The 16,168-nt window shown below is 63.3% G+C and carries 15 protein-coding genes; 9 read left to right on the top strand and 6 right to left on the bottom strand.

The features are described from left to right. Nucleotides 1-42 precede the first annotated feature (42 nt). A complete protein-coding gene (locus QQL85_RS13500; protein WP_284354065.1) occupies nucleotides 43-1,383 on the top strand; it encodes a sensor histidine kinase in 1,341 nt (446 codons plus the stop codon). Between the two features lie 147 nt (nucleotides 1,384-1,530). Here QQL85_RS13500 and QQL85_RS13505 read toward each other — a convergent pair whose 3' ends face one another. Further along, nucleotides 1,531-2,088: an NAD(P)H nitroreductase gene (locus tag QQL85_RS13505; RefSeq protein WP_284354066.1), complete on the bottom strand. Its 558-nt coding sequence runs from the start codon at nucleotides 2,086-2,088 to the stop codon at nucleotides 1,531-1,533. Between the two features lie 102 nt (nucleotides 2,089-2,190). Between QQL85_RS13505 and QQL85_RS13510 the strand changes: the two genes are divergently transcribed. Further along, entirely contained in the window at nucleotides 2,191-3,645 is a 1,455-nt protein-coding gene (locus QQL85_RS13510) for a TrkH family potassium uptake protein (protein WP_284354067.1), read from the top strand. Here the strand turns inward: QQL85_RS13510 and QQL85_RS13515 are convergent. Next, a complete protein-coding gene (locus tag QQL85_RS13515) occupies nucleotides 3,602-4,663 on the bottom strand; it encodes an AraC family transcriptional regulator (RefSeq protein ID WP_284354068.1) in 1,062 nt (353 codons plus the stop codon). The two genes, QQL85_RS13510 and QQL85_RS13515, sit on opposite strands and share 44 nt — an antisense overlap. Nucleotides 4,664-4,817: 154 nt before the next feature. Between QQL85_RS13515 and QQL85_RS13520 the strand changes: the two genes are divergently transcribed. After that, the gene (locus QQL85_RS13520; protein ID WP_016711872.1) at nucleotides 4,818-5,129 is read left to right on the top strand and encodes a DUF962 domain-containing protein; all 312 of its coding nucleotides are present in this window, start codon (nucleotides 4,818-4,820) and stop codon (nucleotides 5,127-5,129) included. A gap of 24 nt (nucleotides 5,130-5,153) precedes the next feature. On the opposite strand, the gene QQL85_RS13525 is transcribed toward QQL85_RS13520, so the two are convergent. Continuing rightward, nucleotides 5,154-5,966 (bottom strand): UDP-2,3-diacylglucosamine diphosphatase, encoded by an 813-nt coding sequence (locus QQL85_RS13525; protein WP_284354069.1) that lies wholly within the window; start codon nucleotides 5,964-5,966, stop codon nucleotides 5,154-5,156. A 126-nt stretch (nucleotides 5,967-6,092) separates the two neighbouring features. On the opposite strand from QQL85_RS13525, the gene QQL85_RS13530 reads away from it, so the two are divergent. Continuing rightward, entirely contained in the window at nucleotides 6,093-6,860 is a 768-nt protein-coding gene (locus QQL85_RS13530; RefSeq protein WP_284354070.1) for a helix-turn-helix transcriptional regulator, read from the top strand. A 101-nt stretch (nucleotides 6,861-6,961) separates the two neighbouring features. Further along, the gene (locus tag QQL85_RS13535; RefSeq protein WP_284354071.1) at nucleotides 6,962-7,849 is read left to right on the top strand and encodes a DMT family transporter; all 888 of its coding nucleotides are present in this window, start codon (nucleotides 6,962-6,964) and stop codon (nucleotides 7,847-7,849) included. Here QQL85_RS13535 and QQL85_RS13540 read toward each other — a convergent pair whose 3' ends face one another. Then, nucleotides 7,850-8,131 (bottom strand): SelT/SelW/SelH family protein, encoded by a 282-nt coding sequence (locus QQL85_RS13540; RefSeq protein ID WP_003259082.1) that lies wholly within the window; start codon nucleotides 8,129-8,131, stop codon nucleotides 7,850-7,852. It lies immediately after the preceding gene. Nucleotides 8,132-8,198: 67 nt separating this feature from the next. On the opposite strand from QQL85_RS13540, the gene QQL85_RS13545 reads away from it, so the two are divergent. Beyond that, on the top strand, nucleotides 8,199-10,382 hold the full coding sequence (locus tag QQL85_RS13545) for a patatin-like phospholipase family protein (protein WP_284354072.1): 2,184 nt from the start codon (nucleotides 8,199-8,201) through the stop codon (nucleotides 10,380-10,382). Between the two features lie 130 nt (nucleotides 10,383-10,512). On the opposite strand, the gene QQL85_RS13550 is transcribed toward QQL85_RS13545, so the two are convergent. Together QQL85_RS13550 and recQ are read right to left on the bottom strand one after the other, a co-directional pair. Further along, nucleotides 10,513-10,950, bottom strand: a complete 438-nt coding sequence (locus QQL85_RS13550) for a MarR family transcriptional regulator (RefSeq protein ID WP_110741623.1) — start codon at nucleotides 10,948-10,950, stop codon at nucleotides 10,513-10,515. Between the two features lie 150 nt (nucleotides 10,951-11,100). Continuing rightward, entirely contained in the window at nucleotides 11,101-13,248 is a 2,148-nt protein-coding gene (recQ, locus tag QQL85_RS13555) for a DNA helicase RecQ (protein WP_284354073.1), read from the bottom strand. 246 nt (nucleotides 13,249-13,494) lie between these two features. On the opposite strand from recQ, the gene QQL85_RS13560 reads away from it, so the two are divergent. From QQL85_RS13560 to QQL85_RS13570, 3 genes are all read left to right on the top strand, one after another. Continuing rightward, nucleotides 13,495-14,082, top strand: coding sequence for a YecA family protein (locus QQL85_RS13560; RefSeq protein ID WP_105946034.1), 588 nt, complete (start codon nucleotides 13,495-13,497; stop codon nucleotides 14,080-14,082). Further along, nucleotides 14,042-14,455, top strand: coding sequence for a YbaN family protein (locus QQL85_RS13565; protein ID WP_284354242.1), 414 nt, complete (start codon nucleotides 14,042-14,044; stop codon nucleotides 14,453-14,455). The genes QQL85_RS13560 and QQL85_RS13565 overlap by 41 nt, the downstream gene beginning before the upstream one ends. 311 nt (nucleotides 14,456-14,766) lie before the next feature. After that, a complete protein-coding gene (locus tag QQL85_RS13570) occupies nucleotides 14,767-16,125 on the top strand; it encodes a TolC family outer membrane protein (RefSeq protein WP_284354074.1) in 1,359 nt (452 codons plus the stop codon). The last annotated feature ends 43 nt before the right edge of the window (nucleotides 16,126-16,168 follow it).

The following is a 16,168-nucleotide window of genomic DNA, read 5'->3' on the forward strand; positions in this document are numbered from 1 at the left end:
CCGGCCCGCATCACTGCGTGCCGGGCTTTTCCCGTTTAGGAGGTGCACTTGCGTTCATTGTTCTGGCGCATCCTGGCCAGTTTCTGGCTGGCCATCACCCTGGTCGCAGGCCTGTCGATCCTGCTGGGCCACATGCTCAACCAGGACGCCTGGATCCTTAGCCGCCACCCCGGCCTGAACACCCTCGCCAGCAAGTGGACAACGCATTACGAGCAGGAAGGCCTGGATTCGGCACAGCACTTCCTGGAACGGCGCAAAGACCGCTACAAGATCGACGTGCAGGTGCTCGACGACAGTGGCGAGGCGGTCGTACCCGGCACCTTCCCGCGCCGTGCGGCGGCGTTCGAGGCGCGCCAGCACAATGATCAACGGCGCCTGCCGTGGCGCAGGCTGACCGAGGAGTACACCAGCCCCAACACTGGCGAAACCTACCTGCTGATCTACCGCATACCGCACCCGGCGCTGGATGCCTGGCACCGCGAAAGCCTGATGTGGCCGCTCAGTGCCTTGGGGATTGCGCTGGTGGTGCTGACCCTGTTCAGCCTGCTGGTGACGCTGTCCATTACCCGGCCGCTAAGCCGCCTGCGCAGCGCGGTGCATGACCTGGGCCAGACCACCTACCAGCAGAACAGCCTGGCGCGGCTGGCTGCGCGGCGCGACGAGTTTGGCGTGCTGGCCAAGGACTTCAACAAGATGGGCGCACGCCTGCAAAGCACCATCGGCAGCCAGCGCCAGTTGCTGCGCGATGTGTCCCATGAATTGCGCTCCCCACTGGCCCGGCTGCGTATCGCCCTCGCCCTGGCCGAGCGTGCCGGGCCCGAACAACGCGAGACGCTGTGGCCACGCCTGACCCGCGAGTGCGACCGCCTGGAAGACCTGATCAGCGAAATCCTCGCCCTGGCCCGGGTGGATGCCGAACAGGCCCATGCGGAACCGGTCGACCTCAACGTCCTGCTGGGCAGCGTGCGCAAGGATGCCCTACTCAGCGCGCCCGACCAGGATGTGCGCCTGGAAGCACAGCCAGGGCTGACCTTGCAGGGTTGGCCAACGCTGATCGAACGTGCCGTGGACAACCTGCTGCGCAATGCCTTGCGCTTCAACCCGGTCGGGCAGCCAGTAGAAGTGAGTGCATTGCGTGAGCAGGACCGCATAGTGATAAGCGTGCGTGACCATGGACCGGGGGCGGCAGCAGAACATCTGGTGCAACTGGGGGAACCGTTCTTCCGTGCACCGGGGCAGGAAGCGCCGGGACATGGGCTGGGACTGGCGATTGCACGCAAGGCGGCGGAGCGCCATGGCGGGAGCCTGGTGCTGGACAATCATCCACAGGGTGGATTTGTAGCTCGGCTGGAGTTGCCTGTGGCTGAGGCTACTGGCAGTTGAGGTGATGTAAAGGCCACTGGCCCATTCGCGGGCAAGCCCGCTCCCACAGGTACGGCGCAAGTTTCGAAGCTTGCAACATCCCTGTGGGAGCGGGTTCACCCGCGAAGAGGCCGGATGCCTTGATAGATCAATCAGCCTGAAAACAGTTTATTCGCCCCAGGCAGTGACAAACTCAGCAGTTTCCAGAATCGGCGCCGTACGCGGCTCGGTCAGCGGCGTACCGACATACAGGTACCCGATCAACTCCTCGTTCTCGGTCAACCCCAGCCCCTTGTGCACATGGGCATCGAAGGCCATGTCCCCGGTACGCCACACCGCGCCGATACCCTGCGCATGCGCGGCAATCAGGATGCCATGCGCCGCACAGCCCGCCGCCAGGCGCTGTTCGGACTTGGGCACCTTGAAGTGATCCTGCAGCTTGGCCACCACTACAATCAGCAACGGTGCCCGCAACGGCATGGCGCGGGCCTTGTCCAGCGCTGCCTGGCTGGCATCGCCCTTGCTCTGCACGGCTTCAGCGAACAGCTCGCCCAGCCTCTCGCGGCCCTGGCCTTCGATGGTCAGGAAGCGCCATGGGCGCAGCTGGCCATGGTCCGGGGCGCGCAAGGCGGCCTGGAACAGCGCCTCGCGCTGGGCGGCATTGGGCGCCGGGTCGGTCAGACGTGGCACGGAAACACGGTTGAGCAATGCGTCGAGAGCCTCCATCGGCTACCCTCCTGGCAGTTGAATGTGCGGGCATTCTAGCGTTTACATCACCAGACCCATAGGTAGAATGGCGCCCTTCCGAATCGAGTCAGAGCAGATCACATGGCGTTGCCGACCTTAAGGATCATTGGTTTCATCATCGGCATCTTCCTGATTACCCTCGCCGTCAGCATGGCCGTGCCCATGACGACCCTGGTAATCTTCGAACGCACCAGTGACATGCCGTCGTTCCTCTGGTCGAGCCTGATCACGTTCATTGCCGGCCTGGCCCTGGTGGTGCAGGGGCGCCCCGAGCATGTGCACCTGCGCCCACGCGACATGTACCTGCTGACGGTCAGCAGCTGGCTGGTGGTGTGCGTATTCGCCGCCCTGCCGTTCCTGCTGACCCAGCACATCAGCTACACCGATGCCTTCTTCGAAAGCATGTCCGGCATCACTGCGACCGGAGCCACCGTGCTCAGCGGGCTCGATACCATGTCACCTGGCATCCTCATGTGGCGCTCGATGCTGCACTGGCTCGGCGGCATCGGCTTCATCGCCATGGCGGTGGCGATCCTGCCGTTGCTGCGCATCGGTGGCATGCGCCTGTTCCAGACCGAATCGTCCGATCGTTCGGAAAAGGTCATGCCGCGCTCGCACATGGTCGCCAAGTCGATCGTGGGGGTGTATGTCGGCTTCTCGATCCTTGGCTCGCTGGCCTTCTGGTGGGCGGGCATGAGCCCGTTCGATGCGATCAACCACGCCATGTCGGCGATCTCCACCGGCGGTTTCTCCACCTCTGACCAGTCGTTGGCGAAATGGGACATCCCGGCCGTGCACTGGGTCGCCGTGGTCGTCATGATCATGGGCAGCCTGCCGTTCACCCTTTATGTAGCGACCCTGCGCGGCAACCGCAAGGCGCTGATCCGTGACCAGCAGGTGCAAGGGTTGCTGGGCATGCTGCTGGTCACCTGGCTGGTGCTGGGCACCTGGTACTGGTACAGCACCAACCTTCACTGGCTCGACGCCCTGCGCCATGTGGCGCTGAACGTGACCTCGGTGGTCACCACCACCGGCTTCGCCCTGGGCGACTACAGCCTGTGGGGCAACTTCTCGCTGATGCTGTTCTTCTACCTGGGCTTCGTGGGTGGCTGCTCAGGCTCGACCGCAGGCGGCATCAAGATTTTCCGCTTCCAGGTAGCCTACATCCTGCTCAAGGCCAGCCTTAACCAGCTGATCCACCCGCGCGCGGTGATCAAGCAGAAATACAACGGCCACCGCCTCGATGAAGACATCGTGCGTTCGATCCTGACGTTCTCGTTCTTCTTCGCCATCACCATCTGCGTCATGGCCCTGCTGCTGTCGTTGCTGGGCGTGGACTGGATGACTGCGTTGACCGGTGCCGCCGGCACGGTGTCGGGTGTGGGCCCGGGCCTGGGCGAAGTGATTGGCCCATCGGGTAACTATGCCACGCTGCCGGACGCAGCCAAGTGGATTCTGGCTGCCGGCATGCTGCTGGGTCGGCTTGAAATCATTACGGTGCTGGTGCTGTGTATGCCGGCGTTCTGGCGTCACTGACGCCTTCGGCTTCCGCGCCCAGGCGCGCGCGGTACTCACTGGGCGTGGCATCGAACCAGCGGCGGAATGCCCGGTAGAAGTTGCTGGGGTCGGCAAAGCCCAGCAAGTAGGCGGCTTCCAGCAGGGTCATGCCCGGCTGGGCCAGGTACTGCTCGGCCAACTCGCGACGGGTGTCGTCGAGCAAGGTCTGGAAGCTGGTGCCCTCCTCCTGCAGCCGCCGCTGCAAGGTGCGCTGCGACAGGTGCAGGGCCTGGGCCAGGGTCTCGCGCTTGGGCTCGCCCTGCGGCAGGATGCGACACAGCACCTGGCGCACGCGGTGGGTGACCCTGCTTTCGGAAAAGCGGGCCAGATACTCCCCGGCAAAGCGGTCATGCAACACGGCCATGGCTTCGTTGGCAGTCGGCAACGGCGCCTCCATGTCGGCCCGTTCGAACACCAGCGCATCGTGCGGCGCGCCGAACACCAGTGGCGAGTGGAACGCCACCTTGTACGGTTCGATATTCTTCGGCTGAGGCCCCTGCACCAGCACCCGCCTTGGCTGCACCGGGCGGCCACTGAGCCATTTGCACAGCGCCAGCGCGCAGGCCAGCGAGGCCTCGGCACTGTGCCGCGTTGGCGGCAGGTGGTCGCCGTGCACGGTCAGGATCAGGGAATAGCCCTCAGGGCAAAGCTTGAAGCTCAAGTCCGAGCTTTCGGCGATAATGCGCTGGTAACGCACCAGGCGCTCGAAACCCTCAGCCAGCGTGCGGCTGGACATCAACGCATAGCCCACCACATGGAACGACGCCGGGCGTACCACCCGTGCCATGTTCAAGCCGATGGCCTCGTTACCCGACAGCTCCACCGCCAGCTGCCAGAGCCGGGTCATCGAGTCTTGCGGGAAGCGGGCGTCAGGGTCGTCGAGGGCCGCGAAGTCCAGCCCCAGCTGCTTGAACATGGCCTGGCAGTCCAGCCCTTCCAGTTCGAGTGCCTTCACAATCCCTGATGCCCAACTGGCTGACGTGGTTCTTTCGCTCATGACAGGCTTCTTTTTACCGACCGCTCCTGCGGTGAACCCCAAGGATACTCATTTGGCGCCTATTGTCACTGATAGGCCCCGTCAGTCACTCTAGACTCGAATCAGGCTCCACGCCGTGCATCTTGTCCAGAAGTATTAATCCCGGAGCACTGCCATGAACCGCACAGCGCAGTTTCGCAGTTTTGCCGAGTTCTATCCGTACTACCTGGGGGAACACAGCAACCCCACCTGCCGCCGCCTGCACTTTGTCGGCACCAGCCTGGTAATTGCCCTGCTGGCCTATACCATCGGCAGCGGCAAATGGTTGCTGTTGCTGGCCGTGCCGCTGTTTGGCTACGGTTTTGCCTGGGTTGGGCATTTCTTTTTCGAAAAGAACCGGCCGGCGACCTTTACCTACCCACTGTACAGCCTGATAGGGGATTTCGTGATGTTCAGGGATATCCTGTTGGGCAAGATCAGCCTGTAAGCATCGGGGCTGCAAAGCAGCCCTCTATGCCGGCTCTCGCATCGCCGCAGCTACCTGCGCTTCCCGGGCCTGGGCATCAGCCAAACGGTACAGCTCGATGGTGCCATCCCAATGCTCGATCAGTGCCGTGCACGACTCCACCCAATCCCCGCAATTGAGGTACTCCACCTCCCCTACTTTGCGGATTTCGGCGTGGTGAATGTGCCCACACACGACACCGTGAAAACCACGTCGGGTGCACTCGTGGGCAATGGCATCCTCGAAGTCGCTGATGAAATTCACCGCGCCTTTCACCTTGTGCTTGAGGTACGCCGACAATGACCAGTAGCCATAGCCGTACCGCGCACGCCAGCGATTGAGCCAACGGTTGAGCACCAGGGTGAACTCGTAGGCGCGGTCACCGAGGAACGCCAGCCAGCGGTGGTAACGGGTAATCACGTCGAACTGGTCACCGTGGATCACCAGCAGGCGTCGACCATCAGCGGTCAGGTGTTCGGCCTCGTCCACCAGCTGGATATTCCCCAGGATGAGCTTGGAGTAGCGACGCAGGAATTCGTCGTGGTTGCCGGTGACGTAAATCACCTCTGTGCCACGCTTGCTCATGGTCAGCAACCGGCGGATCACGTTGGTGTGGGCTTGCGGCCAGTAGATGCCGCTGCGCAGCTTCCAGCCATCGATGATGTCGCCGACCAAGTACACCCGGTCGGCCTGGTAGCCCTTGAGAAACTGCGACAGGTGTTCGGCCTGACAGTCGCGAGTGCCCAGGTGTACGTCGGAGATCCACAGCGTGCGCACACGTTGCTTGCGCGAGGGACGGGACAGTTCGGCATGGGTCATGGGCAGGCTCCGGCGCAGTTTGCTGGAGACTGGCAGGCGCGCATGACAGCGCCATGGCAGAACGGTGACGAGTGATGGCGTGCAGGGAATGAGGCACAATGGGCTTCTGCCCTGCGAGGACCGCCCATGACCGCCGGCCCGATCCTCTCGCTGCGCCATTACCGCGACAGCCTGATCGCCCACAGCCACGAACACCCGCAACTGGTGTTCGGCCTGCGTGGCCGCCTGGAGTTTGAAGTGCAGGGGCAAGGTGCCGGGATCGATCGACAGGGGCTGATCGTCGTACCGTCGGGTGCTCATCACACCTGCGCCAGCAATGCCGGCAGTGATTGCCTGGTGCTTGATGTGCCTGGGGAACATTGGCTGCACGAACAACTGGGCGAACACGCCGATGCCAGCCGCCGCCTGCTCGACAGCCCAGCCGCCCTGGCCCTGAACGACCGCCAGCAGCAGCTTGTGGACTGGTTGGCGGCCAGCCCCATGGAAGACCCTCTGATTGCCCGGCAAGGTGCGGCGCTGCTGCTTGCCAGCCTTAACCCCACGGCGGCTGCCAGCGTTGCCGCCAGCCGGCGCCTGCCCTATGCCGCGTTCGATACGCACATCGAGCAACATGCTGCCTACCCGCTGCAGGTCTCAGACCTGGCACGCCTCGCCGGGCTGTCCAGTGCGCGATTGCATGCGCGCTTTACAGCCGAATGCGGGATGACACCGATGGACTACATCCGCCAGCGGCGACTGCTCAAGGCGCGGCGGCTGGTGACGCAGACCTTGTTGCCGATGGGTGAGATTGCCGCGCAGGTGGGGTACAGCTCGCAGAGTGCGTTTTCGGCGGCGATGTTACGGGCGTTTGGCTGTACGCCGTTGGCGCTGCGGCGAGAGCCTGGCGATAACTGACAGCAGTCTTGCGACAGAACGGGTTTGCCTGAACCTATACACTTTGCCTGTACCGGCCCTTTCGCGGGCACAGCCAATAGAGATCTCGAGCAAGGACCACCATGAACCACCGCACCGCCCTCGGCGCCCTGCACATTGGCGCGCTGTTCTTCGGCCTGACCGGCGTCTTCGGCAAGCTGGCCGCCAGCGCCAGCCCGTCAATCATCGTGTTCGGCCGCGCCGCCTTCGCGGTGCTTGCCCTGGCCTTGTTCGCCAGCCTCGCCGGCCCTGGCTGGCAACGCCTGAGCAGTCAGGACATTCGCCGTCTGCTGCTCGGCGGGGTATTGCTGGCCGGCCACTGGGTCAGTTTCTTCATCGCCGTCAAGGTCGGCGGCGTGGCCATCGCCACCCTCGGTTTCGCCAGCTTCCCGGCCTTCACCGTCATCCTCGAAGGCCTGCTGTTCCGCGAACGCATCCGCCGCAACGAGGCCGTACTGGTACTGCTGGTCAGCATCGGCCTGATGCTGGTCACGCCGGCTTTCGACCTGGCCAGCGAAGCCACCGGCGGCCTGCTGTGGGCACTGCTGTCGGGGCTGCTGTTCTCGCTGCTGTCACTCACCAATCGCGCCGGCTCCGGGCGCTTGCCTGCGGTACAGGCAGCGCTGTGGCAGAACCTGGTGGTAGGCCTGTGCCTGCTGCCGTTCGCAGCCCCGGGCCTTACCGACGTAGCCGCCATGGACTGGCTGTGGATCGCCCTGCTTGGCATCTTCTGCACCGGTGTGGCACACAGCCTGTTCGTGGCCAGCCTGGCGGTGATCAAGGCGCGCACCGCCGCCGTGGTGTTCGGCATGGAGCCGGTCTACGGGATTGCCGTGGCCTGGGTGGTGTTTGCCGAAACGCCCACCCTGCGCATGCTGCTGGGCGGCGCGCTGATCATCTTCGCCATCGTGCTCTCCAGCCGCCTGGCCGCCGAGCAGCCGCCCAAGCAGCCACTGGCCGAGGGTGCCTGATCAACGATCGTTATGGCCAAGGTCACGCTGTGGGTCGATCTGGTCGCGTACCCGCTGCTTCAGCACCTTGGCCTCGGGGAAGCCACCGTCAGCCTTGCGCTCCCAGATTTGCACGCCATTGCAGGTGATGCGGAAGATACCGCCGGTGCCAGGCTCCAGCGCCACCCGGCCAAGGTCGTCGGCGAAGGTGCTGAGCAGCTCCTGGGCTAGCCAGGCAGCACGCAGCAGCCATTGGCACTGGGTGCAATAAGTGATGACGATTTCCGGCTTGCTGTCTGCCATGGTGAAGCATCTCCAGGTAAGGGGCCGCTTATACTAGCGGTCTTTAGCCCACGGTTTGAGACTCACGATGCGCCGTTTGCTGTTCTGCTTTCTGCTCACCCTTACCTGCCTGTCGGCAGTCGCTGCCGAACCGGCCAGGCCCAAGGTCGGCCTGGTGTTGTCTGGCGGTGCGGCCCGTGGCCTGGCCCACATCGGTGTGCTCAAGGCCCTGGAAGAACAGGGCGTGCGCATTGACGCCATTGCCGGCACCAGCATGGGCGCTGTGGTCGGCGGGCTGTATGCGTCAGGCTACAGTGTCGAAGAGCTGGAAAAGCTCGCCACCACCCTCGACTGGCAACAAGCACTGTCCGACGCCCCGCCGCGCAAGGACGTGCCGTTTCGGCGCAAGCAGGACGACCGCGACTTCCTGGTCAAGCAGAAGCTCAGCTTTCGCGACGACGGCAGCCTGGGCCTGCCGCTGGGGGTGATCCAGGGTCAGAACCTGGCGCTGCTGCTGGAAAGCAAGCTGGCGCACACCGCCGACACCCGTGACTTCGACAAGCTGCCCATCCCCTTCCGCGCAGTGGCTACCGATATCGCCAGTGGCGAGAAGGTGGTGTTCCGCCGCGGCCACCTGCCCCAGGTGATCCGCGCCAGCATGTCGATCCCCGCCGTATTCGCCCCGGTCGAACTGGATGGCCGCCTGCTGGTGGACGGCGGCATGGTCGACAACATCCCGCTCGACGTGGCCCGGGACATGGGCGTGGACCTGGCCATCGTGGTCGACATCGGCACCCCACTGCGTGACCGCAAGCAACTGGCCACGGTGGTCGACGTGCTCAACCAGTCGATCACCTTGATGACCCGGCGTAATTCGGAGGAACAACTGGCCAGCCTGCACCGCGACGACATCCTCATCCAGCCGTCACTGACCGCGTTTGGCGTAACCGACTTCGGGCGTGCCCGGGAAATGATCGACGCCGGCTACCGCGCCACCCGGCTGCTCGACCCGCGCCTGGCCAACCTGCGCCAGCCCGAGGACAGCAGCCTGGCTGTGGCCCGCTCACCGCGCCAGCGCACGCCGGTGATTACCGCAATCCGGATCGAGAACGACTCCAAGGTCAGCGACGACGTCATCCGTTCGTATATTCGCCAGCCGATCGATGCCCCGCTGGAACTGGACCGCCTGCAAACCGATATGGGCACGCTGTACGGCCTGGACTACTTCGACCGAGTCCAGTACCGCGTGGTACACAAGGGCAACGACAACACCCTGGTGATCAACGCCCGCGGTCGACGCGGCGGCACCGATTACCTGCGCCTGGGCCTGAACCTGTCGGACGACCTGCGCGGCGACAGCGCCTTCAACCTGGGCGCCAGCTACCGGGTCAACGGCATCAACAGCCTGGGTGCCGAATGGCTGACGCGTGGCCAGATCGGCGACCAGCAAGAGCTGTACAGCGAGTTCTACCAGCCGCTGGACGTGGGCTCGCGCTACTTCATCGCACCGTACCTGGACTTCGGCTCGCAGAACATCGAAGCCACCCTGGACAACGACCCCATCGCCGAGTATCGCCTGGAGCGCTACGGCTTTGGCCTTAACGTGGGGCGGCAGATTGGCACCAACGGTGAAGTACGCCTGGGCGTGGGCAAGGCCTGGGGTGAGGCCGAGGTGCGCATCGGCGACCAGGACCTGCCCAAAGTCAGCTTCAACGAAGGTTTCTACGAGCTGAAGTACTCGTTCGACACCCTCGACAACGTGTACTTCCCGCACCGTGGCGAGGACATCGGCCTGACCTTGCGCAAGTACGACAAGTCGCTGGATTCGGACCAGGATTACCGGCAGTGGCTGTTCAGCCTGGACAAGGCCCTCAGCAGCGGGCCGAACACCTTCGTGCTGGGCGGGCGCTACGGGCGGACGCTGGATGATACCGAAGTGGTGACATCGAGCTTTGTGATGGGCGGCGCACGAGAGCTATCGGGCTTCCGCCAGGACTCGGTATCAGGGCAGAACGTGAGCCTGATGCGCATGGTCTACTATCGCCGGCTGACGCCACGGGCCTATGTGCCGCTGGACTTCCCGCTGTACATTGGCGGGTCGCTGGAGCGTGGGCGGGCGTGGAACAACGACAATGAATTCGACAGCGGGTACATCAATGCGGCGAGTGTCTTCCTGGGGCTGGAGACGCCGTTGGGGCCGCTGAACCTGAGCTACGGCACCAACAGCGCGCATGAACAGGCGGTGTACCTGAACCTTGGGCATACCTTCTGAACATTGGGGCCGCCTTGCGGCCCTTCGCGGGCAAGCCCGCTCCCACAGGTATTGCGCAGACTTCAGGGTCACACTGCACCTGTGGGAGCGGGCTTGCCCGCGAAGGGCTGCAAAGCAGCCCCAATTGCCTTCAGGATTTTTCCAGGTTGGCCAGGATCTTGGCATGCACCCGCATGCACACCTGCAATTCTGCCTCATCCACGCCGGTAAACAGCTCGATCCGCAGTTGATTGGCGATGGTTTCGATCTGGTCGATCAGCGGCTTGGCCGGCGGGCACAGCACAATCTTCTTCGCCCGCCGGTCTTCCAGCACCGCCTGCCGACGCACCAGCCCCTGCGCCTCGAGGCTGTCGAGCAGGCGCGCCAGCGTCGGCCCTTCGACGCCCACGCTCTGGGCCAGCTCGCGCTGGGTCGGGGCCTCTTCGAAGCGGGCCAGGTGCAACAACACCAGCCAGCGCGCCTGAGACAGGTTGAGCCCGGCCAGGCGGCGGTCCAGTTCGGCACGCCAACCCCGGGACATCTGGGCCAGCTGCATGCCGAAACGGTGTTGGTTGTCGGTCAGGGGCATAAGTAACTCATTGAATAGATCTAATTATTAGGCAGCTAATCATGGCCCGCCCCACGAGGCAAGGCTCGTGCACCCTTGAATGTTCGATAATCGTCAAAAAGGATGACAAAGATCAGCAGATGGCGGTTCTGCCCTCGATCCGGTCGACCATTACAACTCGAACTCGGCTGCCAGCGCCGCACGCACGCAATACAACACCCCCTCCGGCACTCGCGCCCCAAACAGTGGCGCAATGGTCGATACCGGCGGCAGCTCACCCTCGCCATCGAGGAAGGCGTCTTGCACTTCCATCATCAAGTCTTCCGGCAGGTCGAGGGCCTGGTCCAGGCTCAACTCCTGGCGTCCCAGCGCTTCAGCCAGCAGGCTATAAACGTTCTTCTCGCTGCAGTTGAGCTGCCCGGCGATCTGCGCCGGGGTCATGCCGGCGCGGGCCAGGCTGACCAGCTCGTGGCGCAGGTCGAGTACTACTTTCGGCGCCTCCTCGGTGCCACCGCTGTTGTTCAGCACTTCGAGGAACGCCTGCCCATAGCGCTCCAGCTTGCGCGCCCCCACACCGCTGACCTGGGCCATGTCACTGAGGCTGACCGGCTGGCTGCGCAGCATTTCCAGCAGCGTCGAGTCGGGGAAGATGACATACGGTGGCACACTGTGCTCCTCCGCCAGCTTGCGCCGCAGGGTACGCAGCGCTTCCCACAGCTCGCGCTCCTCGGCTCGCACCAGCTGGCTGGCCGGGCTGCCACCGCTGGAAGACGAAGCCTTGGCCGTGGTCTGTGGCTTGAGGTCGCGGCGCAGTTGCAAGGTCACCTCGCCGCGCAGCAGCGGCCGACAGCTGTCGGAGAGGCGCAGGCCGCCGTACCCTTCAAGGTCGATGTCGACCAGGCCGCGCGCCACCAGCTGGCGGAACAGCGAACGCCACTCGACTTCGGCCAGGCCCTTGCCGACGCCGAACACCGACAGCTTCTCGTGGCCGAAATTGCGCACCTTCTCGTTGTCCTTGCCCAACAGCACATCGACCAGGTGGCCGACGCCATAGCGCTGGCCTGTGCGGAACACCGCCGACAGCGCCTGGCGGGCCGGCTCGGTGGCGTCCCAGGTCTGAATCTTGTCGACACAGTTGTCGCAGTGCCCGCACGGCTGTTCGAGGGTTTCGTCGAAATAGGCCAACAGTGACTGGCGACGGCAGCGGGTTTCTTCGCACAACGCCAGCATGGCGTCGAGCTTGTGCTGCTCGATGCGTTTGTGGCGCTCGTCACCTTCGGAGTTTTGCAGCATCTGCTTGAGCATCACCATGTCCTGCAGCCCGTAGGCCATCCAGGCATCGGAGGGCAGGCCGTCACGGCCGGCACGGCCGGTTTCCTGGTAATAGGCCTCAAGCGACTTGGGCAGGTCGAGGTGGGCAACAAAGCGCACGTTGGGCTTGTCGATACCCATGCCGAAGGCAATGGTGGCGACCATGATCAGCCCTTCCTCGTTGAGGAAGCGGTGCTGGTTGGATGCACGCGTTTCAGCGGCCAAGCCGGCGTGATACGGCAGTGCCGGGAAGCCTTGATCACAGAGGAAGGCGGCGGTTTCATCGACCTTCTTGCGCGACAGGCAGTAGACGATGCCGGCGTTGCCGCGGCGCTCGCCGAGGAAAGCCATCAGCTGCTTGCGCGGCGCTTCCTTGGGCACGATGCGGTAGAAGATGTTGGGCCGGTCGAAGCTCGACAGGAAGCGCTCGGCGCCTTGCAGGTGCAGGCGCTGGACGATCTCTTCGCGGGTACGCATGTCGGCGGTGGCGGTCAGCGCAATGCGAGGCACATGCGGGAACAGCTCGGCCAGCTGGCCCAGTTGCAGGTATTCGGGGCGGAAGTCGTGCCCCCATTGCGACACACAGTGGGCCTCGTCGATGGCGAACAGCGAGATGTCCAGGTCACGCAGGAAGTCGAGCATGCGCGGCTGCACCAGGCGCTCCGGCGCCAGGTACAGCATCTTCACTTCGCCACGGCGCAGGCGCCCGGCCAGTTCACGCTGCTGCTCTGCCGTCAGGGTAGAGTTCAACGCGGCGGCCGACACGCCCAGTTCGTCCAGTGTGGCGACCTGGTCGTCCATCAGCGCAATCAATGGCGAGACCACCACCGTCAGGCCCGGACGCAACAGCCCCGGCACCTGGAAGCACAGCGACTTGCCGCCGCCGGTGGGCATCAGCACCAGGGCATCGCCGCCATTGGCCACGCATTCGATGATTGCAGCCTGGCGCCCTCGGAAACTGTCGTAGCCGAAGATGTCCTTGAGAACGCGCTGAGCCTGTTCGAGCATGTGCAACTCCACAAATCGCCGTACCATCCTGGATACAGGCTGGACGAAAAACCCGCCCCGCACACGCCAAAAGCGTAAGCGGTTTTTGCCAGGCAGCCGGCAAGACCCGCCCCTGGATGAAAAACCGCGGAGTATACCGCAGCACCGCCCTGCGCAGTGGACCATGGCGATAGACGTTCCCTTTACCCTGCTGCCGCTGCAAGGTGCTAGAATTCGTTATCGTTTATTCCCCAAGGTAGCCCTGTAATGTCCTTCGCCGAGCAACTGACCCGCCTGCAAGCCTTCCTCGACGCCGACGAGCTGCACGAAGAAGCGCTGGACTATGTCGCCGCACACGGCTACCTCACCGCCCTGTCGATCAACGCCGAAGACGTGCCCGAACGCGAGTGGATCGATGCCCTGTTCGCCGAAGAGCCGCACTACAGCAGCGATGCCCAGCGCACCGAAATCGAGGCTACCCTGGTAGCACTGAAGGCGCACATCGCCCGCCAACTGGCCAGTGACGACGAATTCGAGCTGCCGTGCGACCTGGACCTGACCGACGAACCGGACGATTCCGACCTGCGCGGCTGGTGCATCGGCTTCATGGAAGGCGTGTTCCTGCGTGAAGAAGCCTGGTTCGAGAACGCCGAAGAAGAAGTCAGCGAAATGCTGCTGCCGATCATGGTCGGTTCGGGCCTGTTCGACGAACAGCCAGAATTCGCCGACATCGCCAGCAACGCCAACCTGCAGGACGACATGATCGTACAGATCCCCGAAGCGCTGACCGCGCTGTTCCTGCTGCTGCACGCCCCTGACGAAAAACCGGCGCTGCTCAAGCCACGCCACCACTAAGTCGTCTGTGCGCTACCTGTTGCTGGCCATCGGCTGGCTCAGCGTTGCGCTGGGGGTGTTGGGGATATTCCTGCCGGTATTGCCCACCACCCCGTTTCTGCTATTGGCGGCAGCCTGCTTTGCCCGCAGCTCGCCGCGCTTCCACCACTGGCTGGTCCACCACCCCAAGCTCGGGCCGTGGATCCGCGACTACCTCAGTGGTGAAGGCATCCCCCTCAAGGGCAAGGTCTACGCCATCGGCCTGATGTGGGCCAGCATTGGTCTATCGTGCTACCTGGTCCCGCTGTTCTGGGCGCGCGCATTCATGTTGACCAGCGCCGTGCTGGTCAGCCTGTACATCGTCAGACAGAAGACACTGCACAGGCCCAAGTGACATTTTTTTGTCGCCAAATATCACTTTCGCCTAACTGGCCATTTCTTTATCTGAAATAATTCTGGAACCGCACAAAAGCCCTATAGTCAGGGGCTTTCGAGGCTAAGCACACACTCGTTACCCTCGCTTCTTGCCAACCTTGTTAGACAATATACGTCTTATATGGCACTTTGATATGAATAAATCTTCTTATCTATCGCGTTGAATGTACTTAGCTGTGTTGTTAAAAACCTGCAACACTATACGCGATAACTTTATCGTCATTTTTTTGGCGAATAGCAGGATCAATTCCAGGATCAGGGAGATGTACCATGCGCGTTTTGAACCCCATCACCAGTGCATTACTGTTGGCCCTGGCGAGTGCCAACGTACAGGCGATGTCGATCACCGAGGCCGTCCAGAGCGCCGTGGACTACCACCCACAAGTCAGCTCCAACCGGAACAGCAAGCTGTCGGCCGATGAAGATGTGAAGTTCGCGCGTGGTGGCTACTACCCTTCCGTGGACCTGGTCGCTGGCTATGGCCGCCAACGCTCGGACAACACCACCACCCGTGCTGAAGGTAACCACAACAAGGAAACCCTCAACTACACCCAGTCCGAGCTGCGCCTGCGGCAGATGATCTTCGACGGCTTCAACACCTCGAATGAAGTGGGCCGTACTGAAGCGGTTTCCACCTCCCGCGCCTATTACACCCAGGCAGTTGCCCAGGATGTTGCCCTGCGTGCGACCGAGGTGTACCTGGAAGTACTCAAGCGCCGTGAGCTGGTAACCCTGGCCAAGAACAACCTGCAAGCCCACCTGCGCGTCAACGACCAGATCGGCCTGCGTAACGAGCGCGGTGTCGGCAGCACCGCTGACCTTGACCAGTCCCGCGCACGTCGTGCCCTGGCAGAAAACAACCTGGATACCGCCGAAGTCGACCTGGCCGATGCCGAGGCCAACTTCTTCAGCGTTATCGGCCGCATGCCGGACGAGCTGGAAAGCCCGCAGACCATCAAGGCCGAGGTGCCTGATACCCTCGACGGCGCGCGCGACAGCATGCGCCAGAACAACCCCTACATCAAATCTGCCCAGGCTGACGTCAACGCGGCCGAGCAGCAGTACGAAGTCGGCAAGTCGACCTTCTACCCGCGCTTCGACGCCATCCTGGCAACCGGTGCCAACAACAACACGGGTGGCGAGAAAGGCCATAACAACAACGACTGGCAAGCTGGCGTGGAGATGAACTACAACCTGTTCCGCGGCGGCAGCGACAAGGCTCGCCTGCAGTCCGACGCGCACAAGATCAACCAGGCCCTGGACATCCGCAACAACGCCCTGCGTGAGCTGACCGAGAACCTGAGCCTGGCGTGGAACGCCATGAACAACGCCAGCAAGCAGCTGCCGACCGCGCGTGAATACGCCGAGACCACCAAGCGCGTGCGTGCCGCCTATCAGGACCAGTTTGGCCTGGGCCAGCGTACCCTGCTGGACGTGCTGGACAGTGAGAACGAGCTGTACAACGCCGACCGCCGCTACACCGAAGTGCGCTATACCGAAGAGTTCTCGCGCTACCGCGTGCTGGCGACCATGGGTGAATTGCTGAGCAAGCAGCATATTTCGCTGCCGCCAGAGGCGCTGGCCACTACCGAGGTGCGTACCGAGGCGCGTTTGCCCGAGATGCGTTGATCCGTTTGATATTGCCGGGGCCGCTTTGCGGCCCATCGCGACA

This window comes from Pseudomonas putida (assembly GCF_030159595.1).
GTDB classification, from domain to species: Bacteria; Pseudomonadota; Gammaproteobacteria; order Pseudomonadales; family Pseudomonadaceae; genus Aquipseudomonas; species Aquipseudomonas putida_AC.